26 protein-coding genes are annotated in these 23353 nt (G+C 73.0%); 12 read left to right on the forward strand and 14 right to left on the reverse strand.

Features of this window, described 5'->3' with window-relative positions; genetic code table 11:
* The first annotated feature begins 9 nt into the window (after positions 1 to 9).
* The 4 genes from J2S41_RS07365 to J2S41_RS07380 all read left to right on the forward strand — a co-directional run bounded on the left by J2S41_RS07365 (position 10) and on the right by J2S41_RS07380 (position 4940).
* Complete coding sequence (locus J2S41_RS07365) at positions 10 to 1248, forward strand: MFS transporter (RefSeq protein ID WP_310364675.1); 1239 nt, start codon at positions 10 to 12, stop codon at positions 1246 to 1248.
* 285 nt (positions 1249 to 1533) lie between these two features.
* On the forward strand, positions 1534 to 2850 hold the full coding sequence (locus tag J2S41_RS07370; protein ID WP_310364677.1) for a sensor histidine kinase: 1317 nt from the start codon (positions 1534 to 1536) through the stop codon (positions 2848 to 2850).
* Complete coding sequence (locus J2S41_RS07375) at positions 2847 to 3512, forward strand: response regulator transcription factor (protein WP_310364679.1); 666 nt, start codon at positions 2847 to 2849, stop codon at positions 3510 to 3512. Before J2S41_RS07370 ends, J2S41_RS07375 begins: the two co-directional genes overlap by 4 nt.
* 99 nt (positions 3513 to 3611) lie before the next feature.
* Positions 3612 to 4940 (forward strand): glycoside hydrolase family 43 protein, encoded by a 1329-nt coding sequence (locus tag J2S41_RS07380; RefSeq protein WP_310364682.1) that lies wholly within the window; start codon positions 3612 to 3614, stop codon positions 4938 to 4940.
* Here J2S41_RS07380 and J2S41_RS07385 read toward each other — a convergent pair.
* The 4 genes from J2S41_RS07385 to J2S41_RS07400 form a co-directional block, all read right to left on the reverse strand.
* Positions 4937 to 5380 (reverse strand): SRPBCC family protein, encoded by a 444-nt coding sequence (locus J2S41_RS07385; protein ID WP_310364685.1) that lies wholly within the window; start codon positions 5378 to 5380, stop codon positions 4937 to 4939. The genes J2S41_RS07380 and J2S41_RS07385 overlap by 4 nt on opposite strands.
* A 31-nt stretch (positions 5381 to 5411) precedes the next feature.
* Positions 5412 to 5834 (reverse strand): CBS domain-containing protein, encoded by a 423-nt coding sequence (locus J2S41_RS07390; RefSeq protein WP_310364692.1) that lies wholly within the window; start codon positions 5832 to 5834, stop codon positions 5412 to 5414.
* Between the two features lie 82 nt (positions 5835 to 5916).
* Complete coding sequence (locus tag J2S41_RS07395) at positions 5917 to 6855, reverse strand: PfkB family carbohydrate kinase (RefSeq protein ID WP_310364695.1); 939 nt, start codon at positions 6853 to 6855, stop codon at positions 5917 to 5919.
* 31 nt (positions 6856 to 6886) lie between these two features.
* Positions 6887 to 7165 (reverse strand): helix-turn-helix domain-containing protein, encoded by a 279-nt coding sequence (locus tag J2S41_RS07400; protein ID WP_310364697.1) that lies wholly within the window; start codon positions 7163 to 7165, stop codon positions 6887 to 6889.
* A gap of 56 nt (positions 7166 to 7221) precedes the next feature.
* Between J2S41_RS07400 and map the strand changes: the two genes are divergently transcribed.
* The 3 genes from map (at position 7222) to J2S41_RS07415 (ending at position 10370) form a co-directional block, all read left to right on the forward strand.
* The gene (gene map / locus J2S41_RS07405; protein ID WP_310364699.1) at positions 7222 to 7989 is read left to right on the forward strand and encodes a type I methionyl aminopeptidase; all 768 of its coding nucleotides are present in this window, start codon (positions 7222 to 7224) and stop codon (positions 7987 to 7989) included.
* Positions 7990 to 8244: 255 nt separating this feature from the next.
* On the forward strand, positions 8245 to 8808 hold the full coding sequence (locus J2S41_RS07410) for a dihydrofolate reductase family protein (RefSeq protein WP_310364700.1): 564 nt from the start codon (positions 8245 to 8247) through the stop codon (positions 8806 to 8808).
* 2 nt (positions 8809 to 8810) lie between these two features.
* The gene (locus J2S41_RS07415) at positions 8811 to 10370 is read left to right on the forward strand and encodes an amidohydrolase (RefSeq protein ID WP_310364703.1); all 1560 of its coding nucleotides are present in this window, start codon (positions 8811 to 8813) and stop codon (positions 10368 to 10370) included.
* Here J2S41_RS07415 and J2S41_RS07420 read toward each other — a convergent pair.
* The 5 genes from J2S41_RS07420 to J2S41_RS07440 form a co-directional block, all read right to left on the reverse strand.
* The gene (locus J2S41_RS07420; RefSeq protein WP_310364705.1) at positions 10359 to 11381 is read right to left on the reverse strand and encodes a glycoside hydrolase family 43 protein; all 1023 of its coding nucleotides are present in this window, start codon (positions 11379 to 11381) and stop codon (positions 10359 to 10361) included. The two genes, J2S41_RS07415 and J2S41_RS07420, sit on opposite strands and share 12 nt — an antisense overlap.
* Positions 11382 to 11392: 11 nt before the next feature.
* Positions 11393 to 12415: an arabinan endo-1,5-alpha-L-arabinosidase gene (locus J2S41_RS07425; protein ID WP_310364708.1), complete on the reverse strand. Its 1023-nt coding sequence runs from the start codon at positions 12413 to 12415 to the stop codon at positions 11393 to 11395.
* Positions 12416 to 12558: 143 nt separating this feature from the next.
* Positions 12559 to 12927, reverse strand: a complete 369-nt coding sequence (locus J2S41_RS07430) for a VOC family protein (RefSeq protein WP_310364710.1) — start codon at positions 12925 to 12927, stop codon at positions 12559 to 12561.
* Positions 12928 to 13192: 265 nt separating this feature from the next.
* Positions 13193 to 14614 (reverse strand): chitinase, encoded by a 1422-nt coding sequence (locus tag J2S41_RS07435; protein WP_310364713.1) that lies wholly within the window; start codon positions 14612 to 14614, stop codon positions 13193 to 13195.
* 113 nt (positions 14615 to 14727) lie between these two features.
* The gene (locus tag J2S41_RS07440; RefSeq protein ID WP_310364716.1) at positions 14728 to 15987 is read right to left on the reverse strand and encodes an erythromycin esterase family protein; all 1260 of its coding nucleotides are present in this window, start codon (positions 15985 to 15987) and stop codon (positions 14728 to 14730) included.
* 165 nt (positions 15988 to 16152) lie between these two features.
* On the opposite strand from J2S41_RS07440, the gene J2S41_RS07445 reads away from it, so the two are divergent.
* Together J2S41_RS07445 and J2S41_RS07450 are read left to right on the forward strand one after the other, a co-directional pair.
* Complete coding sequence (locus J2S41_RS07445) at positions 16153 to 16887, forward strand: SDR family NAD(P)-dependent oxidoreductase (protein WP_310364719.1); 735 nt, start codon at positions 16153 to 16155, stop codon at positions 16885 to 16887.
* Positions 16888 to 16912: 25 nt separating this feature from the next.
* Complete coding sequence (locus J2S41_RS07450; RefSeq protein ID WP_310364722.1) at positions 16913 to 17362, forward strand: GNAT family N-acetyltransferase; 450 nt, start codon at positions 16913 to 16915, stop codon at positions 17360 to 17362.
* Here the strand turns inward: J2S41_RS07450 and J2S41_RS07455 are convergent.
* Both J2S41_RS07455 and J2S41_RS07460 read right to left on the reverse strand, forming a co-directional pair.
* A complete protein-coding gene (locus J2S41_RS07455) occupies positions 17319 to 18518 on the reverse strand; it encodes a dipeptidase (protein ID WP_310364724.1) in 1200 nt (399 codons plus the stop codon). The two genes, J2S41_RS07450 and J2S41_RS07455, sit on opposite strands and share 44 nt — an antisense overlap.
* Entirely contained in the window at positions 18515 to 19315 is an 801-nt protein-coding gene (locus tag J2S41_RS07460; protein WP_310364726.1) for an N-formylglutamate amidohydrolase, read from the reverse strand. Before J2S41_RS07460 ends, J2S41_RS07455 begins: the two co-directional genes overlap by 4 nt.
* A gap of 191 nt (positions 19316 to 19506) precedes the next feature.
* Here J2S41_RS07460 and J2S41_RS07465 point away from each other — a divergent pair, with 191 nt between their 5' ends.
* Together J2S41_RS07465 and J2S41_RS07470 are read left to right on the forward strand one after the other, a co-directional pair.
* Entirely contained in the window at positions 19507 to 19971 is a 465-nt protein-coding gene (locus tag J2S41_RS07465) for a Clp protease N-terminal domain-containing protein (protein ID WP_310364727.1), read from the forward strand.
* A 495-nt stretch (positions 19972 to 20466) separates the two neighbouring features.
* Positions 20467 to 20841 carry a hypothetical protein gene (locus tag J2S41_RS07470; protein WP_310364729.1) on the forward strand — a complete coding sequence of 125 codons (375 nt, stop codon included), beginning with the start codon at positions 20467 to 20469 and terminating at the stop codon, positions 20839 to 20841.
* A gap of 262 nt (positions 20842 to 21103) precedes the next feature.
* Here J2S41_RS07470 and J2S41_RS07475 read toward each other — a convergent pair whose 3' ends face one another.
* Positions 21104 to 21724, reverse strand: a complete 621-nt coding sequence (locus tag J2S41_RS07475; RefSeq protein WP_310364731.1) for a 2'-5' RNA ligase family protein — start codon at positions 21722 to 21724, stop codon at positions 21104 to 21106.
* Between the two features lie 162 nt (positions 21725 to 21886).
* Positions 21887 to 22300 (reverse strand): helix-turn-helix domain-containing protein, encoded by a 414-nt coding sequence (locus J2S41_RS07480; protein ID WP_310364733.1) that lies wholly within the window; start codon positions 22298 to 22300, stop codon positions 21887 to 21889.
* Positions 22301 to 22519: 219 nt separating this feature from the next.
* Here J2S41_RS07480 and J2S41_RS39800 point away from each other — a divergent pair, with 219 nt between their 5' ends.
* On the forward strand, positions 22520 to 23116 hold the full coding sequence (locus J2S41_RS39800; protein WP_374728116.1) for a helix-turn-helix domain-containing protein: 597 nt from the start codon (positions 22520 to 22522) through the stop codon (positions 23114 to 23116).
* Here J2S41_RS39800 and J2S41_RS07485 read toward each other — a convergent pair.
* Complete coding sequence (locus J2S41_RS07485) at positions 23043 to 23336, reverse strand: hypothetical protein (RefSeq protein WP_310364734.1); 294 nt, start codon at positions 23334 to 23336, stop codon at positions 23043 to 23045. The genes J2S41_RS39800 and J2S41_RS07485 overlap by 74 nt on opposite strands.
* Between the last annotated feature and the right edge of the window lie 17 nt (positions 23337 to 23353).

The following is a 23353-nucleotide window of genomic DNA, read 5'->3' on the forward strand; positions in this document are numbered from 1 at the left end:
GAGTGGGGCATGTCCGGGCTGTCGCGGCGCGCGGAGGCGGTGGCGACGGTGGCGCTGGCCGCCATCGCGTTCATCATCGTCACCGGCGAGACGCTGCCGATCGGGCTGATCGCCGAGGTGGCGGACGGCATCGGCGCGACCGAGAGCCGGGTCGGGCTGACCGTGAGCTGGTACGCGCTGATCGCGGCCGCGTCCGCGGTGCCGCTCACCCGCTGGTCGTCGCGGTTCGACCGGCGGCGGGTGCTGCTGGTCAGCGCGGCCGTCTTCGGCGCCGGGCACCTCCTGGCCGCGGGCGCGCAGGACGTGGTGATGCTCGCGGCCGGCCGCGGGCTGGCCGCGCTCGGCCACGGCGTCTACTTCGCGGTGGCCGCGCCCGCCGCGATGCGGCTGGCCCGCCCGGAGGCGCGCGGCCGGGCCGGCGCGCGCGTGATGGTCGGCGGCTCGGCCGCGCTGGTGGTCGGCACGCCGCTGGCCACGCTGCTCGGCCAGGTGACCAGCTGGCGGATCGCGATGCTGGCCGTCGGCGTGGTCGCGGTCGTGCTCGGCATGCTGGTGGCGCGGCTGATGCCGGCGCTGCCGGGCTCGTCCGTGCGCGGCGGCGGCGCCAGCGTGCTCTCCACCGTGCGGCTGCCGGGCGTGCTGGCCATCCAGGGCGTGGTGCTGTTCGCGGTCACCGGGCACTTCACGCTGTACACGTACGTGGCGCCGTTCGTCGAGCAGCGGTTCGGGATCACCGGCACCGGGCTGACCGTGCTGCTGCTGGCGTACGGCGCGGCCGCGGTGGTCGGCAGCACGCTCGCCGGCCGGATGGCGGACCTGCGGCCCATCGCCGGGGTACGGGTGGCGGCCGGCACGTTCACGGTCGCGCTCGCCGGGGTGTGGGCGGCCGGCCTGCTCGGCACCGCGGTCGCCGGCGTACCCCTGGTGATCATCTGGGGTGGCGCGTTCTCCGTGCTCAACGTGTGCGTGGCGCTGGCCGTGCTGCGCCGCGCGCCCGGACCGCGCGCCGAGACCGCGAACGCGTTCACCGGCATCGTCTTCCAGGTCGGCATCGTCTCCGGGTCCGCGCTCGGCGCCGCCGCCTCCGAGGCCGGGCTGCTCGCCACCGTGCCGCTGCTCACCGCCGCGGCCGGCGTGCTGGTCATGGCGATCACGCTGCTCGGCGGCCACGCGTTCGCGCCCGCGGAGGTCGAGCCGATCGAGGACCTGAAGCCCGCGGAGGTAGGGGTAGGCCTACCCCGGATGTAGCCACAGGGCGGTGTTCCGGCGCGGCGCCGGCGCATAGCGTCTGACGGCATGAGCGAGCTTGCGAGCGAATCATCAGCACAGCGCCGGCCACCGCGCGACCGCACCGGTGCCGGCGAACCCGGCACGGGCGAGCTTGCGAGCGAATCATCAGCACAGCGCCGGCCACCGCGCGACCGCACCGGTGCCGGCGAACCCGGCACGGGCGAGCTTGCGAGTGAATCATCAGCACAGCGCCGGCCACCGCGTGACCGCACCGGTGTGGCTCCGACGAACGCGATCACCGCGATGAGGAGCCCGGCCTACCTGTTCACCGCGTGGCCGTGGCGGTCGCTGCTGTACGTGCTCACCACGCTGGTGACCGCGGCGCTGGCGTGGCCGCTCGCGATCCCGCTGGTCCCCGCGGTCGCGCTGATCATGGCGCTGACCGGCGAATCGACCGTGGAGATCGGCACCGCGCTCGCCGTGACCAGCGTCTGCGTGGCCTTCTACGCGGCCGGTGCGCCACTGCTGGCGCTGCCGCTGGCGATCCTGGAGCGATACCGGCTGCGGCTGATCAGGCACGAGCCGGTCCGGTCGGGGCACCGCATGCCGCCGGAGACCGGGCCCTGGTCGTGGCTGATCACCCGCTACACCGAGTCCGCGACCTGGCGCGCCGTGGTCTACGGCACGCTGCTGGCCGCGGTCGCGCCGGTGTTCTGCCTGGTCGCGCTGGTCTACGTCGGGTTCGCGGTGGCGCTGCTGCTCGGGCCGTTCCTGGTCACGCGGGACAACGCGATGCAGATCGTCACGTTCACCATCGACACGCCCGCCGAGGCGCTGCCGTGGACGCCGCTCGGGGCGGTGCTGCTGGCCGGCGTGCCGTACCTGGTCGGCCTGACCGCCGGGCTGCACGGCCTGGTCGCGACCGCGCTGCTGAACGAGCCGCCGGCCAACGCCAACCTGCACACCGAGCTGGTGGAGGTGTCCCGTTCCCGGGCGCGCCTGGTGGACGGCTTCGAGGCGGAGCGGCGGCGGATCGAGCGCGATCTGCACGACGGCGCCCAGCAGCGGCTGGTCGGCCTCACGCTGCAGCTCGGCCTCGCGAAGCTGGACGTGCCGGGCGACTCGCCGGCCGCGGCGTCGGTGGCGAGGGCGCACGAGGAGGCGAAGCGGCTCATGGCGGAGCTGCGCGACCTGATCGCCGGCATCCACCCGCAGGTGCTCACCGACCTGGGTCTGCCGGCCGCGCTGCGCGACCTGGCGGACCGCACCGCGCTGCCGGTGACGGTGCGCAGCGACCTGGGCGAGCGCCCGGCCGCGCAGGTGGAGAGCACCGCGTACTTCGTGGTCGCGGAGGCGCTGACGAACGCGGTCCGGCACGGGCACGCGCGGCAGGCCTGGGTGCGCGCCTTCCGCGAGCGCGGCCTGCTGATCGTGGAGGTGACCGACGACGGGCGCGGCGGCGCCAGCCCGGACCTCGGCACCGGGCTGACCGGGCTGGCGGACCGGGCCGCGGTCGCGGGCGGCCGGATGCTGCTGTCCAGCCCGCCCGGTGGCCCGACCGTGGTCCGCGTGGAGCTGCCCTGGGTCTCCGCGTCCGCGGACGCCGGGGCGGCGTCGTGACGGTACGGGTGGTGCTGGCCGAGGACGGCGTGCTGCTCCGCGAGGGCCTGGCCGGGCTGCTGGACCGCTTCGGACTGCCGGTGGTGGCGTCCGTCGGCGACGCGCCCGCGCTCGTCGAGGCCGTCGCCGAGCACGCGCCGGACCTGGTGGTGACGGACATCCGGATGCCGCCGCAGATGTCCGACGACGGGTTGCGTGCCGCGCTGGAGCTGCGCGAGGCCCGGCCCGGCCTGCCGGTGGTGGCGCTCAGCCAGTACGTGGAGCGCTCCTACGCCTCCGCGCTGCTCGACTCCGGCGGCGGCCGGGCGGTCGGCTACCTGCTCAAGGACCGGGTCGCGGACGTGGAGGAGTTCGTGGAGGTGCTGCGCGGCGTGGCGGCCGGCGGCACGATCATCGACCCGACCGTGGTACGCCAGCTGCTGCGCCGCCCGCCCGCGGACCCGGTGGCGTCGCTGTCGGCCCGGGAGCGCGAGGTGCTGGCGTCGATGGCGGAGGGGCGGTCCAACGTGGCGATCGCGCGGGCCCTGCACGTCTCCGAGGCCGCGGTCGGCAAGCACGTCGGCAACATCCTGGCCAAGCTGGGCCTGCCGCCGGACGACGACTCCAACCGGCGCGTGCTGGCGGTGCTGGCCTATCTGCGCGGATCGCATCGACGTCCTTGACTTAACCCGTGTGAGCGCTAACACTGTCTCCCGAATGCCTCGCCGATACATCGATGCAACATGCATGTCATGTGCGTGTTCGCTGCCATGGAGGCTGTCGTGAGACGTACCGTCGCAGGGTTTCTGATCGTTCTTCTAACGGCCGCGCTGGCGGTCGCCGGACCGGCGCGCGCGGCCGCACCCCCGGCCGGTTCGTGGACGCGCTACACCATGACCGCGTTCACCAACAGCAGCGAGTCGAACATGTACGTGTACGAGTCGCCGGACGCGACCGGCTTCCGGCTGCTGCGCGGCCCGGCCTACACGCCGCCGAGCGGGCTGATCCGCGACCCCAGCATCATCCGGCACACGGACGGGCGGTACTGGGTCGTCTACACCACGAACTGGACCGGCAACACCATCGGGTTCGCCACCAGCACCGACCGTCTCAACTGGACGTTCGTGCGGAACGTGACGATCCCGCTGACCGTGCAGAACACCTGGGCGCCGGAATTCTTCATCGACTCCGACGGCAGCGTGAACGTGATCGTGTCGCTCTCCACGAACGGGGCGGACTTCAAGCCGTACAAGCTGACCGCGACGAACTCGGCACTCAGCGCCTGGTCGGCGCCGCAGGTGCTCAGCGGCATCGGGCCGAACTACATTGACACGTACATCGTCAAGGTCGGCTCCACGTACCACGCGTTCACCAAGAACGAGACGACCAAGTTCATCGAGTACGCCACCGCGTCCTCGCTGACCGGGCCGTACACCATCTCCCGCACCGGCAACTGGGCCGGCTGGGGCGGGCCGCGCGAGGGTCAGGCGCTGATTCCGCTGGACAACGGCGGCTGGCGGATCTACTACGACGGATACACGGTCGGGCAGTACTACTTCAGCGACTCCTACGACGGGTTCGCCACCTGGTCGGCGCCGCAGACACTGCCCGCGCTGTCCGGGTTCGCCCGGCACTTCACGGTGCTGAGGGAGGTCGTGCCCGGGGGTGCGTCGCTGCCGGTCGACGTGACCCGGTCGTTCCAGTCCGTCAACGCCACCGACCGGTACGTACGGCACCGCGACTACCTCGGCTACGTCGATCCGGTGTCGGCGTCGTCCGCGGCCACGGTCAAGCAGGACGCCACGTTCACGGTCGTGCCGGGGCTGGCGGACGCGAACTGCTACTCGTTCCGCGCGGCGAACGGGTCGTACCTGCGGCACTGGAACTTCCGGCTGCGGCTGGACCCCGGCGACGGCAGCGCGACCTACGCGCGGGACGCCACCTACTGCGCGCGGCCGGGCTCGGTGTCCGGGTCGGTGGCGCTGGAGTCGTACAACTATCCGGGCCGCTACGTCCGGCACTACAACTACGAGCTGCGCGTGGACCTCTACCAGGACTCGGACACGTTCCGCGCGGACAGCTCGTTCCGCCCGGTGACCGCCTGGGCCTAGCCGCCGCTCAACCGCCGCTCGATGCGCGCGGCGAGTTCCGTGTGGGCTCGCCGCGCCTGCCCGAGGGCGAACCCGAACAGCGGCGTGGGCGCGGTCAGCGTCACGTGGCAGTCGATCCGGGTGTGCCCGTCGCCGCCGGGCGTGACCGTGGTCCGGTTCCGCACCGTCACGCGCGGGCGCTGGCGGGCCACGGTGTCCAGCTCGGTGCCCGACTGGCGCAGCACGTCGGCCTGGTAGCGGATGGTGAACCGGACCGGCCCGAGGGCCAGCACGTCCGTGATCGTGTAGCTGCGGAGCGCGCCGGGCCGCGGCGGCTCCGGGTCGACCGCGACGATCAGCGGGTGCAGCTCGCCCTGCCGGGTCAGGTCGGCGAGCAGCCCCATCGCCGCCTCCGGCGAGCAGCGGGGCCGTGCCGTGTACCGGAAATCGCCCGTCCGCACGGAAGTCATCCTATGTGGACGGGCAATTCCCTCAGCGGCCGCTCTGGGACAGCGCCTCGAGCAGGTCGCCGACCGGGCGGTCGGACATCGCGCGGGCCACGTCGGCGAGCGCGATGATGCCGACCAGGCTCTGCCCGTCGATCACCGGCAGCCGGCGCACCTGGTGCTGCGACATGGTGCGCAGAATCTCCTGCGCGTCGTCGTCCGCGCCGATCGTGACCGCCTCGCCCTGCGCGAGGGTGCCCGCGGTGATCGACGCCGGGTCCTTGCCCTTGCCGAGCACCTTGACCACGATGTCGCGGTCGGTGATCACACCTTTGATCTTGTTGTCCACGCCGCAGATCGGCAGCGACCCGACGTCCAGGTCGGCCATCTTCTTGGCCGCGGCCGACAGGTACTCGTTCTCGCCGACGCAGGTCACGTCGGTCGTCATGATCTCGCGTGCCGTCGTCATGACTTGCCACACCTCCGGGTTCGACGCACTTGTCCTCAGTGATACCGCGCCCAAGGTGCGAACCGGTGTAAAACGCGTCGATTCACCGCCGCATCGCGTCGTCGATCAGGCTCAGCTGACGCGCGACGTGCTCCGGCGTGAGGTCCGGGCGCCCGCCCGGGTGGCCGAGCGTGGCGGACGCGGCGGCGACCGCGTGCCGCGCGGCCGTGACCGGGTCCGCGTCCCGCAGCAGCGCCGCCACCAGGCCCGCGACCAGCGAGTCTCCGGCGCCGGTGGTGTCCACCGTCGCGGTCCGCACGGCCGGGACCACCACGTGGCCCGCCGTGCCCCACGGCGACCGGCCGGACCAGGCGAACAGGTTGGCGCCGTCGTCCAGCGCCAGCACGGCCAGCCAGGGGCCGCGCCGGTGGATCTCGCCGGCCGCGCGCAGGCCGCGCTCCTCCGTGCCGACCTGCTCGCCGGCCAGCATGGCGGACTCGCGCTCGTCCGCGCGGATCACGTCGGCCCAGGAGAGCAGCGCGCCGTCGGAGGGCGCGCCGTCCAGCACCACGACCGGGCCGGGCCGGTCCTTCGCCGCCCGGGCGGCCGCGGTCAGTGCCTCGGCCGGCTGCTGCAACTGGAGGACCACCGCGTCCGCCCGCGCCAGCCGGTCCGCGGCGGCGCGCACGTCGTCCGCGGTGAGCAGCGACTCCGGTGGCAGGTGCTGGACGTACCGCCACCCGCCCTCCGCGTCGAGCACCTCCACGATCACCGCGGTCAGCCCGCGGACCAGCACCGACGACACGTCGATCCGGTCCTGCCGGGCCTGGTCGAGCAGGGCCGCGCCGGTGTCGTCGTCGCCGACCACGCCGAGCAGGCCGACGTCCACGCCGAGCTGCGCGAGCGCCACGGCCTGGTTCGCGCCCTTGCCGCCGAGCATCTCCCGGCGGTCGTGGGCGTCCGCCGCCTCGCCGCCGCCGGGCGCCTTGTCCACCGTCAGTACGAGATCGCGGGCGATCTGCCCGGCCACCATCACCGTCATGCCCCGCCCATACCCGGGTACCCGGGGTGGATCACGCGGCCAGGCCGTCGCTTCCGGCGTCGTGCGCGATCGGGGCGGACGCGGCGGAGACCGTGTCCAGCGACAGGCCGAGCGCGCCGGCCAGCGCCGCGACCGTGAAGAACGCGGGTGTCGGGATGCGGCCCGTCTCGATCTTGCGAAGCGTCTCCGGGGAGATGCCGGCCGCGGAGGCGACCTCCACGATGCTGCGCGTGCCGCGGGCGTCGCGCAGCACGCGGCCCAGTCGCTCGCCGCGCTCCCGCTCTTCCTCGCTCAACGGCACCCGTACCATGCCTCCGATAGTAATACCGGTATAGTTATCGGCGGGATGCGAGACGGGAGTTCCGCATGATCGAGCTGAAGTCGCCCACCGAACTGGCGGCGCTGCGCGAGGCCGGCCGCGTCGTCGCGCACGCGCTGGCCGCGGCCCGCGAGCACGCCGCGGTCGGCGTCAGCCTCCTCGACCTCGACGAGATCGCCGCCAAGGTCATCGCGGACGCCGGGGCCACGCCGTCGTTCCTGGCCTACCGGCCGCGGGCCGCGCCCACGCCGTACCCGGCGGTGATCTGCGCCAGCGTCAACGACGCGATCGTGCACGGCATCCCCACCGGCTACCGGCTGGCGGACGGCGACCTGATCACCATCGACTGCGGCGCCCACCTGGACGGCTGGTGCGGCGACGCCGCGGTCAGCTTCGTGGTGGGCGAGCCGCGCGCGGCCGACCTCGCGCTGATCGACGCCACCGAGCGCGCGCTCGCCGCCGGCATCGCCGCGGCCCGGCCCGGCGCCCGGCTCGGCGACGTCGCGCACGCGGTGGAGAGCGTCGCGCGGGCCGCCGGCCTCGGCATCATGGCCGATCACGGCGGGCACGGCGTCGGGCGCGCGATGCACGAGGCCCCGCCCGTGCCGAACGTGGGCCGCCCCGGCACCGGCCTGCCGATCGAGCCCGGCCTGGTGATCGCGATCGAGCCGATGCTGATCGCGAACGGCCGCGACGGCTACCGCACCGACGCGGACGGCTGGACGCTGCGCACCCGCGACGGCGCCCGCGCCGCGCACGCGGAGCACACCATCGCGGTCACCGACGCCGGCCCGGTCATCCTGACCGCCCCCTGAGGCGCGGTCCCGGCCCCACCGCACCGGCCCGCCCGGCTCCCGCCGCCGGGCCCGGAGACCGCGACCGGGACATGGCCCGGCGATGCTTCTTCCCGCTGTGGGGTTCGAGGCGCCGCGGAACCGGCAGGAAGGCCGGCCACGGCCGACCGGTGCCCGCGGGAGCACCGTGACCCCGCCACGCCGGAAGCGGGTCGATGAATTGTGATCGTCGGGTCGTCTGTACGCCGGGTGCCGGTGCACGGCAGGCTGGCACCCATGCGGAAACTGACCTACGGCATGAACGTGAGCCTGGACGGCTACATCGCCGCGCCCGGCGACGACCTCGGCTGGACCGCGCCGGGCGACGAACTGTTCCAGTGGTGGTCCGACCGGGTGGCGGCGACCGGCACGGCGCTGTACGGGCGCAGGGTGTGGGAGGGGATGAGCTCCCACTGGCCGACCGCCGACCAGCGGCCGGGCGTCACGCCGGCGCACGTGGAGTACGCCCGCCGCTGGCGGGACATGCCGAAGGTGGTGTTCTCGTCCAAGCCCCTCGCGGTCGACTGGAACACCCGTCTGGTCACCGGCGACGCGGTCACCGAGATCACCCGGCTGAAGGCGGAGGACGGCGGGCCGATGGACATCGTCGGCGCCACGCTCGCCGCGGCGGCCATGCGCGCCGGGCTGATCGACGAGTACGTGGTCGTCACCCATCCGGTCCTGATCGGTGGCGGCACGCCGTTCTTCACCGCCCTGGACGGCTGGGTGAACCTGGCCTTGGCGGAGACCCGCACGTTCTCCGGCGATGTGGTGCTGACCAGGTACGAGACGCGGGGCTGACCATGATGCTCGACCTGCGGATCGAGAACGGGACGATCATCACGATGGATCCGGCCCGGCCGGTGGTGCGGGCGCTCGGCGTCTGGCGCGGGCGGGTGTTCGCGACCGGCGACGAGGTGGCCGGGCTGGCCGCGCGCGAGGTGCTGGACCTGCGTGGCGCCACCGTGGTGCCCGGGTTCGTCGACGCGCACGTGCACCTGGCGTGGACCGGCCTGAAGGCGCGGGCCGCCAGCGTGGCGCCGTCGGTCGACGCGGGCGCGATGCTGCGGGTGATCGCGGAGGCGGCGCGCCGGGTGCCGGAGGGCGGCTGGGTGGACGTCGGCGGCTACGACCAGCGGCCGCTCGGCCGGCACCTGACCGCCGCGGAACTGGACGCGGTCAGCGCCGGGCGGAAGGTGTTCGTCACCCACGACTCCGGGCACGCGTGCCTGGTCAACAGCGCGGTGCTGGCGATGCTGCCGGCCGGCGTGCGGCACCGGGACGGGCTGCTCACCGAGGGCGACATGGCCGTGGCCCGGCGGCTGCGCTGGCCGTACGCGGTGGACGAACTGGTCGCCGCGATCGCGCACGCGGGACGCGAGGCCCGGTCGCAGGGCGTGACCGCGGTGTCCGAGGCGGGCATCGCGGGCGGGCTGATCGGGCACTCGCCGGTGGAACTCGGCGCCTACCAGACCGCGCGCGAGCGGGGACTGCTGCCGGTGCGGGCGCGGCTGATGGTGGCCTCGGACGTGCCGCACGCGGTGGCCGCGCACCCGGACGACGACATCCCGCGCGCGCTGGACCTGGGCCTGCGCACCGGGTTCGGCGACGAGTGGCTGTCCGTGGGCGCGCTCAAGGTGTTCACCGACGGCGGCATGATGGCCCGGACCGCGGCGCTGACCGCGCCGTACGTGGGGCTCGATCACGCGGGGGAACTGGCCGGCGATCCGGCCGCGCTCACCGCGACGATCGTCGACGGACACCGCGCCGGGTGGCAGCTCGCCGTGCACGCGATCGGCGACCGGGCCGTGGACCTGGCGCTGGACGCGATCGCGCGGGCGCAGGCGGTCAAGCCGGGCCGGCGGCACCGGATCGAGCACGCCGGGCTGGTACGGCCGGATCAGCTCGCCCGGTTCCGGGACCTGGACGTGACCGCGGTGGTGCAGCCGAACTTCCTCTGGTACCTCGGCGACGACTACGCGGAGATCATGGGGCCGGAGCGCGCGGACTGGCTCTACCGCGGCGCCGGGTTCCTCGACGCGGGCGTACGGCTGGCGGCCAGCTCGGACCGGCCGGTGACGGACGGCGCGCCGCTGCGCGCCATCCAGTTCATGGCGTCGCGGCTCACCGCGGGCGGCCGGGTCGTCGGCGCCGCGGAGCGGCTGAGCGTGGCGGACGCGCTGCGCGCCTACACGGTCGGCGCGGCCGAGGCCTGCGGCTGGGCGGACGAGCTGGGCGCGCTCACGCCCGGCCGGCTGGCGGACTTCGTGGTGCTGGAGGAGAACCCGCTCGACACGCCGGTGTCCCGGATCGCGGACATCACGATCCGGGACACCTATGTGGACGGCCGGTCACTCGCCTGACGGGCCGGCCAGGCTCACGCCGAGCCGGACCGGCGTGCCGAAGTTCGGCGTGCCGTCCGCGTTCCAGGTGAAGCGCTGCGCGCGGGTCGAGCGGTTCATGTCGCAGCCGCCGGACGCGGAGCTGTTCGCGTGGTAGACGAGCCAGTCCTCGGTGCCGTCCGGGCTCTTGAAGAAGCCGTTATGGCCGGGCGCGTAGACGCCGTTCGCGTCGTTGCGCTGGAACACCGGGTTCGGGCTCTTGGTCCAGTGCGCCGGGTTGAGCGGGTCCGACCCGGTGAGCGTGAGCAGGCCCAGCTTGTAGTCCGGGCCCCAGCACGCGGACGCGGAGTAGACCACCATCACCCGGCCGTCGTGGTAGAGCGGCTCGGGCGCCTCGTTGACCGGCGCGGTCTGCCGCTCCCAGGACAGCGTGGGCGAGCTGAGCCGCACCCGCGGGCCGGTGAGCGTCCACGGGTTCGACAGCCGCTGGATGAAGTTGCTCTGCCCGTAGCCGCCGCCGGCCTGGTAGGTGCCCATCAGGTACAGGTTGCCGCCGACGGTGAGCACGCTGGCGTCGAGCTGCCAGTCGTTGCCCAGATCGGCCTTGAACGCGTACGGCCCCATCGGGTCGGAGCCGGCGCTCTCCAGCACGTGCAGCCGCTGCGTCGGGTTGTAGTCGGCCACGTTCTGCCCGGCCACGTAGTACAGGTACCACCGGCCGTTGACCAGGTGGAACTCGGGTGCCCACATGTTGCAGCAGCCGTTCGCCCGGCCGGCCAGGTTGAAGATCACCTGGTCGGTCGCGGTGGACAGCCCGGCCAGCGTGGTCGCCCGGCGCATCGTGATCGTCGAGTTCCAGGTGGTCGTGGCCAGGTAGTAGGACCCGTTGTGGTAGGTCATCCAGGGGTCCGGCCCGCCGCGCTTGATCGGGTTGGTGAAGCCGGCCGGGGCCCGCTCCCGCGCCGCGGCGACGGTCGTGCCGGTCAGCACCACGACCACGGCCAGCGCGGCGGCGAGAAGGAGTCTGCGCATGGTCGTCCTCCTCAGTAGACGAACGGCCAGCCGGCCGTGTCGTAGCCGATCAGGTTGATGCCGAGCTGGGACGCGCCGCTGGTGGTGTAGTAGTGGTAGACCAGCACCTCCGCGTCCGTGTCCGCGAACACCGCCTGATGCCCCGGCCCCTTGATGCTGCCGTGCCCGGCCAGCACCTGCGTGCCGCCGCCGCTGGTCATCGCCACCCCGTTGCGGTCCACGAACGGCCCGGTGGAGCTGGTCGACCGGCCCACCATGATCCGGTACGTGCTGGCGGCCCCGCGGCAGCACAGGTCGAACGACACCCACAGGTAGTAGTAGTTCCCGTGCCTGAACACCACCGGCGCCTCGATCGCGCCGCCGTTGCGCCCGGCCAGAGCGCGGATCGTGTTGTCCGCCCGCTTGCCGGTCGCCGGGTCCAGCCGCACCGTCTTGATGCCCGACCAGAACGACCCGAAGCTCAGCCACCACGCGCCGCCGGCGTCCACCACCAGGTGGGGATCGATCGCGTTGAAGTCGTTGCCGGTGTTGCTCTCGATCACCAGCCCCTGGTGCGTCCAGCTCCCCGACGCGCCGGTGGTGGAGGTGGCCAGGAAGATCGCCGACCGGTTCGAGCCGAACGTGGAGGCCGAGTAGTACAGGTAGTACCGTCCGTTGCGGTAGGACAGGTCCGGCGCCCACAGGTTGCGGCTGCCCCCGGTGTAGGTCGTCGTCCACGACGCCCCGTTCGGGAAGACCTGCCCCGCGTTGCGGAACGTGGTCCGGTCCGCCGACGTCTTCAGCGCGATGTTGTCACCGGTGTGCGCGACCAGATAACCACCGGCCGGCGTCTTCACGATCGTCGGATCGTGCACCCCGATGTCACCGTTGACGACCCCTGGATTCGGGTACGCCGCCGGCGGCACCGTGGGTGTGGCCAGCACCGACGGCATTTCCGCCGCCTCGGCCCGCAGCGTGGCGAGCCCTCCGGTCGACAGCGCCGCCGCCGTGGCGGCCGCGAGCAGTCCCCGGCGGGCGATCCGGGACATGGGCATGGGTTTCCCCTCTCGGCCCGATCAAGTCCTGCGCGCCGGGTGGAGACCAGCCCGCCGGATAATCAGGCTCATCGATGTAATTGCCGCATGTTAGCGCTCACTTACGCGGGCCTGTCAAGGTTTCGGCCGTGTTGAGGCGCCATTCAGGCGATGCAGAACTCGTTGCCCTCGGGATCCCGCATCACCAGGTGACCGAACGTCCCGCCGTAGCGCTCCTCCCCGGTGACGGTCGCGCCCCGCGCGACCAGCCGCTCGGCCAGCCCGCGCGCCGCCGCCTCGTCCGTCACCGGCCCCGCCGGGCGGACATCCAGGTGGACGCGGTTCTTGGCACTCTTCCCCTCGGGCACCCGGAGGAAGGCGATCGCGGGTCCACGCCCGTCCGGGTCCACGATCGAGGCACCGTCGGCACCCTCGTACCCGGGCTCCGCGACGTAGCCGAGCGCCACCGCCCAGAAGGCGGCGAGCCGGTGCGGATCGGCGGCATCGAAACAGACGGTCCAGGGCGTCGCCATGTGCCCGACCATAGCGACCCACCGGGCCGGCCCACACTGGAAACCGCGCCCCACTCCCGTTTCCACCTCGCGGCCCCGGCGCCCGGGTGGCCGGTCGCGGCTGACCGCCGCCCGCCCCGGCCGCGCCCGCCGGCCACCCGCCACCCGATCTAGGCCATATTCGCGCGCGGAGATCAGAGCGCCGTGGTCGACGCGGATGGTGACGGCGAAGGGCGCCCCGCGGGACCGTGCGGGGCGCCCTCCGTCGGCGGCCGTGACCGTTGCGCTAGGGGAGCGTGTCCAGGTGCGGGCCGACCGTGTTGGCGAAGCCGTTGCCGTTCGTCACGTCCCAGTTGATCGACCACGTCATCGCGCCGCGGATGCCGGGGTACGTCCGCGGGGGACGGAACGAGCCGCAGTTGGTGGCGCGGGCCAGGCAGTCCAGGGCCGCGTTCACCACGGACGGTGACATCACCCCGCCGCTCGCGGCGCCCGGTCCCGCCGGGAGTCCGAGTGCGACCTGGTCCGGCCGGAGCCCGTTCTCCAACTGGATGCAGGCCAGCGCGGTCAGGAAGTTGATCGTGCCCTGGCCGTACGCCGCCATCTGGTCACATCCGAGCATGGAGCCGGAGTTGTAGAACTGGGTGTGCACCACCGTCAGGATGTCCTTGATCGCCAGGGCCAGCGCGAAGTAGGACCCCGCGGTCGACTGCATGTCGATCGTCTGCGGCGCCATCGTGATGATCATGTTGGCGCCGATCCGCGACCGGAGTGACCGCAGCGCCTGTGCCATGTACGTCGGGTTGAGCCCGTTCTCCAGGTCGATGTCGACCCCGTCGAACCCGTAGCTCTGCATGATCGAGAACATCGTGTCGGAGAACCGCGTCGCGCTCGCCGCGTCCGCGACGGACACCCGGCCGGCCTCGCCGCCGACCGAGAGGATCACCCGGGTGCCGCGCGCCTGCAGGGCGCGCACGTCGGCCCGGAAGTCCGCGTCGGAGTAGCCGCCCAGCGCGGTGGACAGTTGCGGGTCCACGCCGAACGTCACCGCGCCCGGCGTGCTGGTCGCCTCCGCGAACGAGACCGCCACCAGGTCGTACTGTGCCGGCGTGTCACGCAGCCGCAACTCCACCGCGTTGTTGACGAAGTTGTGCCAGTACCCGGTCAGGAAGTGCTTCGGCAGGGGCCCCGCGGGCGGGGGAGTGGTGGTGGGCGGAGGCGTGGTGGGCGGAGGCGTGGTGGGCGGAGGCGTGGTGGGCGGAGGCGTGGGCGAGGCCGTCGGGGAAACAGGGGGCGTCACCACGCCACCGCCACCGCAGGAGGCGCCGTTGAGCGTGCAGTTCGACGGGCTGCCGGGCCCCGCGCCGATCAGGCCGAACGTCAGCGACGCGCCGCCCGCGATCGTACCGTTGTAGGACTTGTTCCTGAACGTCCATCGGGTGCCGGCGGCGCTCACGTCCGCCTCCCAGGCCGAACTGACCGAGGTGCCGGCGGGCAGGTCGAACGCCACGGTCCACGAGGTCAGCGGCGTGGTGCCGCCGTTCGTGACGGTGACCTTTCCCTCCCATCCGGAACCCCAGTCCGACGTCTTCGTGAACGTCGCGGTGTTCGCCGCGGCGGACGCGGGACCGGCCGTCCACATCACCGCCGCACCCGCCAGAACCAGCGCGGACGCGGTGACCAGCGCCGCAAGCCGGGACCGTCTCATGACAGCCTCCCATGATCAAGGCGGTTGGGGGTCGACCGCCGTCACGGGAATTATTAGGAAGGTTAACAGTCAATGGGAAGACCGTTATGGATTTATTAGGGTTAACGGAAGATCTAGACGCCAGATGGGTACGCCTCCAGCTCGTGCACGTCCGAGTGCAGCGTGTGCAGCGGCCGTACGCCCCGGGTGGTGGCGAACCAGGCGAGATGGTCGTAGCGGTCGGCCAGCACGGTCGGCACGTAGTTGCCGAACGGCTCGCGCTCGGGCCGGTAGACCACGCCGATCGCGCGGTGCGGAATCGGGTCGGTGAGCAGCGCGGGCGGATCGTCCGGCGGGAACGGCAGCACCGCCTCGGGCGGCGCGTGCCGGGCCAGGATGCCCTCCAGCGAACCCTCGCGCCCGGCCGGGACCGGCAGTTCCTCGGCGGCGCCGCCCCACGACCGCCCCGCGATCACGGTGCCGGGACCACCCGCGACGCCGATCAGCGCCACCTGATCCGCGCCGAACCGCGCCCGGGCCAGGCCGCCGATGGTGACCTCGCCGGCCGCGGCCATGTCCGAGCCGCGCTCGTCCCCGACGTGCGTGTTGTGCGCCCAGACCACGGCCTTGGCACCCGCGCCGTAGTGCGCGAGCAGCCGGGCCAGCGTGGCGTCCATGTGCCGGTCGCGCACGTTCCACGAATCCGGGCCGCCGCGGACCATCGCCCGGTAGTAGGCCTCGGCACCGGCCACCACCTCGGCGTTCTGCACGGCGGCGAAGTCGGCGCCGGCCTCGGAGCGCAGCCGGGCCAGCAGCGAGACGACCTCGTCCTCGCAACTGGCCGGCACGAAGCGGGTGGCCATCGCGTACCGCTGCGGGTCCTCGCCGAACGGCTGAAAGCACCGGAACGCGGAGGCCGCCTCCGCCAGCGCGTCCGGCGCGGAGCGGCGCAGGTGGTCGAGGATCTCGCGCAGTGACTCCCACAGCGAGTAGATGTCCAGGCCGTGGAAGCCGACCCGCGCCTCCGGCTCCCGGGCGGCGTTGTGCCAGCGCAGCCAGCGGCAGAAGTCGGCCACCTCCTCGTTCGCCCACATCCAGGTCGGCCAGCGCTCGAACAGCGTCAGCGCGGCGCGCGGATCGCTCAGCCCGTCGTCGTGGCAGCGCACCGAGCGGTCGATGCGCGCGCAGTCCGGCCAGTCGCCCTCCACGCCGACGAAGCTGAACCCGTACCCGGCGATCAGGCGTTTGGTGATCTCGGCACGCCATCGGTAGAACTCGTGCGTGCCGTGCGTGGCCTCGCCGATCATGACCACCCGCCGGTCGCCGATCCGCTCCAGCAGCGCGTCCGTGCCCCCGCCCACGGCCAGCCGGATGACGTCCTCCGCGTAACTCATGCCGCCGGATACCCGCCGGGTGGGGCCGTTAACTAGGGTCATCCTTCGGTGAATCGGAGGACGGGATGAAGTTCGCGGCCAGAGGTCCGGCATGAGCGAGCTTGCGAGCGAATCATCGGCTCAGCGCCGACCACGCCGGGACCGCGGTGTGGCGGGAGGTTCGGCATGAGTTACGTGGTGACCGGTGGGGGCCGGGGGATCGGGCGGGCGATCGTGGAGCGGCTGCTCGCGGACGGGCATCCGGTGGTGGTGATCGAGCGGGACGCGGTGGAGTTGCCCGCCGGCGCGGTGGCCGTGATCGGGGACGCCGGAGCGGACGAGGTGACCGAGCGGGCCGCCGCCCGCGCCGCCGAGTTGGCGCCGCTGCGGGGCTGGGTGAACAACGCGGCCGTGTTCCGCGACGCGTCGCTGCACGAGGTGGGCACGCGCGAGCTGCTCGACCTGGTCACGGTCAACCTCGGCGCGGTGGTCTCCGGCGCGCGGGCGGCCGTGCGGGCCTTCCTCGCGGCGGGCACCGGCGGCAGCATCGTCAACCTCTCCTCGCACCAGGCGCGGCTGCCGGTGCCCGGATGCGCGCCATATGCGACCGCCAAGGCCGCGATCGAGGGCCTGACCCGGGCGCTGGCCGTCGACTACGGCCCGCACGGCATCCGGGTCAACGTGGTGGCGCCCGGCTCGGTCGACACCGCCCGCTACCGGGAGTTCGCGGATGCGCGGGTGGAGGCCGAGATGGCGCGCCTGCATCCGCTGGGCCGGGTGGCCGCCGCGGCGGAGATCGCGGACGCGGTCGCGTACCTGCTGTCGGACCGGGCCTCGTTCATCAGCGGCGTGACGCTTCCGGTCGACGGCGGCCGGTCCGTGCGCGGCCATGATCCGGAGCCGCCGCGGACTGCCGGGTAAACGTGAATCTGCCACACTGTGCCGCATGGCGATCTTGGTGCGGCAGGCGGACGACTCGGACGCGGAGCGGCTGGCGGAACTGCTCGGTCAGCTCGGCTATCCCACCGACGGCGCCTCGGTGGTGGGACGGCTGGCGTACTGGGCGGACGAGCCGTCCGCGGCCGTGTTCGTGGCCGTGGCGGACGGCGTGGTGGTCGGCGTGGCCGCGGTGCACGTGAGCCCGCTGCTGGAGGTGGACGGGCACTACGCGCGCCTGGTCGCGCTGGTCGTCGACGAGACCGTGCGGCGCGGCGGGATCGGCCGCGCGCTGGTGGCCGCGGTGGAGGCGTACGCGACCGCGTTCCGGTGCCAGTTCATCGAGGTCACCAGCGCGCGGCGGCCGGAGCGCGCGGCCGCGCACCGGTTCTACCGCGGGCTCGGGTTCGAGGACCTCAACGACCTGGCGTACCGCTACCGGAAGGCGCTGCCGAGCTAGCGGCCTGCTCGGCCGCGCGGAGCACCCGCAGCACGTTGCGGCCGGTCAGCGCCGCCAGGTCGGCCTCGGGCCAGCCGCGGTCCGCGAGTTCACCGAGCAGCCGGGGGTACGTGGAGACGTCCTCCAGGCCGTCCGGCAGCGTGGGGCAGCCGTCGAAGTCGCCGCCGAGCCCGATGTGCTCGACGCCGGCCACCTCGCGCGCGTGCTCCACGTGGTCGGCGACCTGGGCGAGGGTGGCGCGCGGGCGCGGGTGGTCCCGATACCAGTCGGCCAGCCCGTCGTCCTCCGGCGCCGGGCCGGGCAGGACCGGTTCCTCGCCGGCCCGGGGCGCGGGCGGCCACGGCACCTCGTCGACCGGCAGGCCGCGCCGGGCGCGTTCCTCGTCCGCGGCGCGCTCCCAGGCCCGTACCTCCTCGGAGACGAACGGCGGCACGAACGTCACCTGCACCACGCCGCCGTTGTCGCGCAGCCGCCGCAGCACCCGGTCCGGCACGTTGCGGCCGTGCCCGGTCAGCGCGCGGCACGACGAGTGACTGAAGATCACCGGGGCGGTGGCGACGTCCAGCGCCGCGTCCATCGTGGCGTCCGCGACGTGCGCGAGGTCGACCAGGACGCCGAGCCGCTGCATCTCGCGCACGATCGCGCGGCCCTCGCCGGTCAGGCCGCCGTGCACCGGCGGCTGGGCCGCGCTGTCCGCCCACGGCGTGTGGTGGTTGTGGGTGAGCGTCACGTACCGGACGCCGAGCCGGGCCAGGCAGCGCAGCACCGCGGGCGACGACGCCAGGCTGTGCCCGCCCTCCACGCCGATCAGCGACGCGATCCGGCCGCGCGACATCGCGTCGACGACCTCGTCCGCGGTACGGGCGAGCGTGAGCTGCTCCGGGAACGCCGCGACCATCCGGTGCACCGCGTCGATCTGCTCCAGCGTGGCCACCACCGCCTCCGGCTCCGGCAGGCTGGACGGCACGTAGACGGACCAGAACTGCGCGCCGACGCCGCCCGCGCGCAGCCGGGGCAGGTCGGTGTGCAGCCGCGGCAGGCCGGTGTCGAGGCCCTCCACGGCGTACCCACGCTGCACCCGCAGCTGCCAGGGCAGGTCGTTGTGGCCGTCGACCACCGGGGAGTCCCGCAGCACGCGGGCGACGTCCGCGGTCATCGGGACACCGCGTCCACCAGCGCGGCCACCCGCGCCGCGACCCGGCCGAGACCGTCGTGCGGCGGCCCGCCCGGCTCGGTCATGTAGGTGTCGCGGCGGATCTCCACCATCAGCGCGGACACGGCGGGCTCCTTCCGGTAGTGGTGCAGCGGCACGTACGCGCCGGCGAACGGCGAGTTGATCCCGGCGCCGGGGAACGCCGCGCGGGCCCGCTCGACCAGCCACGGCGGGGTGTGGTCGTCGTCCACGCCGAGGCAGATCTCCGGGCGCGGGCCGTCGGCGTGCAGCTCGTAGGGGAGCGGATCGGTCTGGTACGAGTGGACGTCCAGGATGACCACGCGGCCCCGCGCGTCGAGCCGGCGCTGCACCAGCGCGGCCATTCCCGCCGCGTACGGGTGGTAGTGCGTGTCGAGCAGGTGCCGGTCGCGCCGCGGGTCGTCGTCGCGCAGCCGCTCGCCGTGCGCCGTGCGGGTGTAGACCGCGCCCATGCCGACGCGCGCCATCTCCTCGGTCTCGTCCGGGAAGCGCTCCGGGTCCACGACCAGCCGGGAGTAGCGGTTGGCGAACGTCCACGGCGTGACCTCGGCCCGCTCCGCCGCGCGCCGCGCGATCTCCCGGGTGTGCGCGTCGGTGAGCAGGTCCAGCTCGCGCGCGAGCTCGGCCTCGGTCAGCCGCAGCCCACGCCGCGCCTCGCCGGTCATCGCGCGGGCTCCGTGCGGCACGTGCAGCACGACCGGCGACGCCGGATCGCCCTCCAGAAGATCGAAAACCGCCGGGGGTACGTCGCCGGAGATCACCCGTCGACGCTAGCCGACCGGGATGCCCCCGCGAAATGAGCCCAGCCTCCTAGGATGCGGGAGGGGTTGCGCGAATGAATGTGACCGATCGGGCGGGAGTCCTTGCGTTGCGTAGTCGGGCGGCGGAACAGTGGGGGGTGCGGCAGTCCCTCCCCGGCCGTGCTCGCGTTCCCCGACCGAGGAGGTCCCACATGCGCTCACCCGCCATCGACCTGACCGACCGGGTCAAGCGCGTCCTCGGCCTCGCCCACGCCGAGGCGACCGCGGTCCGCAGCCCCGTCATCGAGCCCATCCACCTGATCCTCGGCGTGCTCGGCGCGCGCGGCCCCGGCGCCCAGATCCTCCGCGACCTGGCCGGCGGCAAAGCCGTCGTCGGCGACGCGGTCCGGCCCCTGCTGTCCACCGGCACCGCCCCGTCCCCGGCCAACCTGCCGTTCACCGCCACGTCCGAGGCCGCCCTGAAACACGCGATCGACGAAGCCCGCCGCTTCGGTGACCCCCGCACCGGCACCGACCACCTCCTGCTCGGCCTCCTCCGCGTCATCACCGACCCCTCCACCGCCACCCCGGCGGACACGGCCCTGGGCGCGACCCTGGCCGCCATCGGCGTCGACCACGCCGGCGCGGCCCGCTTGGCGGAGGCCCGCCGCAGCTGAGTGCGTGGTCAGGCGGGGTCGGCGGGTCGTTGTGGACCGCGCTGGCGCGGTCTGCTTGGCGGGTCCCGGCGCGGCTGAGTGCGTGGTCGGGCGGGATCGGCGGGGCCTTCCGGGTTGCTCCTCGCGGCGGCAGGTATCCCGCCTCCCGGCGTCGATCATCGTCAGCTCTTGGGGCGGGCCGGACCCGGACTGCCCTTCGTCCGCCGAGTTTCTCCACCCGGGCACCTGTGGGGGAAAGGCCGGGGCGGTGCGGGTCGGGGCGGGCGCTCCGCGCCCGAAATTTCGGTATATTGGGGACGGCATTGATTGTCCAATGTGACTATGTGAGCCTCAGGCACGTTATTCCAGCCGAATTACGTGCCTGAGGCTCACAAAGTGAGCGATCCCACCTGTCCCGGGCCGATCATGCTGCCGCCAGACGCGATGATCGCGCCCGCTGAAGACCCAGCCACCTCGCCATCTTGATGGTGCTGGCGAATCGCTGCGCTGGCATCGTTGCCGCCGCCGCCGCGGCTGCCGCTGTCGCTGTCGCCGCCGCGGCTGCCGCTGTCGCTGTCGCCGCCGCGGCTGCCGCTGTCGCTGTCGCCGCCGCGGCTGCCGCTGTCGCTGTCGCCGCCGCGGCTGCCGCTGTCGCTGTCGCCGCCGCGGCTGCCGCTGTCGCTGTCGCCGCCGCTGCTGTCGCCGCCGCCGCCGCTGCTGTCGCCGCCGCCGCCGCTGTCGCCGCCGCCGCTGTCGCCGCCGCCGCTGTCGCCGCCGCCGCTGTCGCCGCCGCCGCCGCTGTCGTCGTTGCCGTCGCTGCCGTTGCTGTCGCCGTCGTCGCGGCTGTTGCCTTGCCGTTGCCGCCGACTGGATTCGAGCGTGGTGCTGTAAAGGGCGGAGAATGCGGCGCAGTCGCAGCGGAATCGCAGTCGACAGCGGCAGTGGCCATCGCTCGCCGCTCCCGCTTCTCCCTCTTCGTCACGCCACCGCCGGGCGCCACGTCACGCAGCCCCGCCTGGTTCGCTGCCCCCACCGCCCCGGCGCGCCCACCACGACCGCCACCGCGGCCTCCCTCCCCGTCGATCTAGGCCGAAGTCACGTGATCGGACACAACGCACAGGAACGCGCCGTAGACGACGCGGAAGCGGGAGGGTCAGCCGAGGAGGGGGAAGGTGGCGATGGGGTCCCAGCGGTATTCGGTGCGGAGGGCGTCCTGTTCGACCTCGACCAGGTGGATCTCGTCCAGCGTGAACGGGGCGCGGCTCGGGCGGACCTTGCGGCGCAGGAGGCTCTGGACCCGGCCCGAGTCGCCGCTGCCGTTGGCGTAGCCGAGGGTCAGGTGGGGTGGCATGGCGTCGAACTCGATGGCCTCGACGCCGATGGTGTCCTCGACCGCGGCCCGGATGCGGGTGTAGATCTCGTGGAACGGCTCGCCGGGCAGGTCGCCGTCGATGTCCAGGACCACGGCGTTGCGGGTGGCCAGCGCGGGCCCGGCGGTGAGTGTCATCGGTCCGAGACCCTCCAGGTACGTGCCGACCGTGCGGATCAGGCCGCGCCGCTGGCGGTCGCCGACCTCCTCGGCGGCCACGCCGGTGACCATGTGCAGCGTGATGTGCAGCCACTCGTCCTGCACCAGCGTCAGGAACGGGAACTCGTCGAGCACGTCCCGGTAGTCCGCGATCAGCGCGTCGAGTTCACCGTTGAGGTCCAGCGAGGGGATGAGGTAGAAGTGCAGACGCGTCTGCTCGTCGGGCCAGATGCGAGACCCCGACATGAATTTTTCCACTTTCACCACCCCCTAGCTGGGAAAACATGCCCTCGATTGTGCCCGTGGGGGCAGTGCGGGGGCATCACGCCGGCTCCTTGCCTCACGCAGCGTATGAGCGATACCCCATGACGGGCGGTCCGGGCCTCGCGGAGGTCGCCCGCGTCACTGTCACCCTGCACGTTCATCGGGTGCCCGCTGCGCATCCTCGGCATCCGCGGCGGCGAGGAGCGCCTCAAGCTGAGCCAGGTGAGCGGCGGCCATCGCGCGCAGGTGCGCGCTGCGCCGCGGGTTGTCACGGATAGCGATGAGCCGGGCGACCCAATCGCCACCCGCCGTCTCCGGCCCCGCCCCGGCATCAGGCCCACCGCCCGCGAGGCCATCGATGGTGCCAGGCGTCCATCGGAGGGCGGATTCAACGCGGCCTAGGGTGTGATCCTCGGTGTCGCGGCTTCCCGCCTCGATGGCGATCCACGTGGAGCGGCCGATACCGGCATCGCGTGCGGCTTGAGCGACGGATACGCCAAGGCTGATACGGCGTTTGCGCACGTGCTCGCCGATGAGGGTCCGCTGGTCGGGTGTCACGCATCGAATAATGCCCGTTTCAAGCTGTATCACGGTAGTGCGCCGTACGCCGCGATACAGGTTTAGACAGCTTTGTCCTTTGAAACGCACTCGTTTGAGACCAATCTCTGTATAAATCTATATCATGCTGTATCGACGTGTGTCGTGGAGGTCGAGCACGCCAGCCCTCGCGTCGACGGGACCAAGCTATGAGACCTGCGCAAACGCAGGTTCCTGTTCGTGACCGCGTTCGCGGTCGTCGCCGGCATCTCCCGGCAATACGTCTTTCACATCGAGTGCGGGCACCGGCGCACCGTCTCGCCCGAGACGTACAAGCAGATCATCGACGCCCTCGGCGTCGACTACGACACCCTCATCAAACCCGAGCCTGCGGCGGCAGCAGCACGAGCCGCACCGGCGCTGTCACCGACCGGCCGAAGCTGCCGCTGTTCATCCCCGGCGCGCCGGCTCCGTTCGTCTTCATGTTGCCGCAGGCGCAGTCGGGTGCCGGTCGCGGACGGCTCAGCGGCCGTTGGAGATCTCTTGGGTGCAGTCCTCCCGCGCGGCTCGTCGCGCCAGAGGCAGATCTGGATGGTGATCGGCTGTCCGCCGATAGTGGTGGCGACCGCGGGCGTGTGCACGTACCCCCGCTCGAACTTCGCCAGCGCGGTGGCGCAGCTACGCCAGCGGCCGTCGGGGTGCTCCACCGGATGCGGGCGCCGCCGGCGTGCGGATCGAGATCGTCGGACCCGGCCCATCCCCATTAGTAGGTCCGGCCGCAGTGCCGGGCGTAGCGGACGGAGCCGTTCATCTCGTCGAAGTCAAGGGTGGGACTGAGCCGGGTGGCCTGGTCGTCATCGAAGAGCACCGGCGTGTCCGCAATGCCGTCGTCACCGGTGGCACCCAGGCGGCACTCGGCGTCCGCAGCCGACAGTTCCTCGCCCTTCTTGTCGTCGAGGACGAAGAAGGCGCCGACGCCGGCGAGCCAAGTGGCGCAGCGAGGCGGCCTGTCGGCGCCGCCTCGGCGGCGGTGAGCCCGGTGGCGGGGTGTAGGCACCGTCCCGGGCGGTCTAT

It is taken from the genome of Catenuloplanes atrovinosus, assembly GCF_031458235.1.
Lineage (GTDB): Bacteria > Actinomycetota > Actinomycetes > Mycobacteriales > Micromonosporaceae > Catenuloplanes > Catenuloplanes atrovinosus.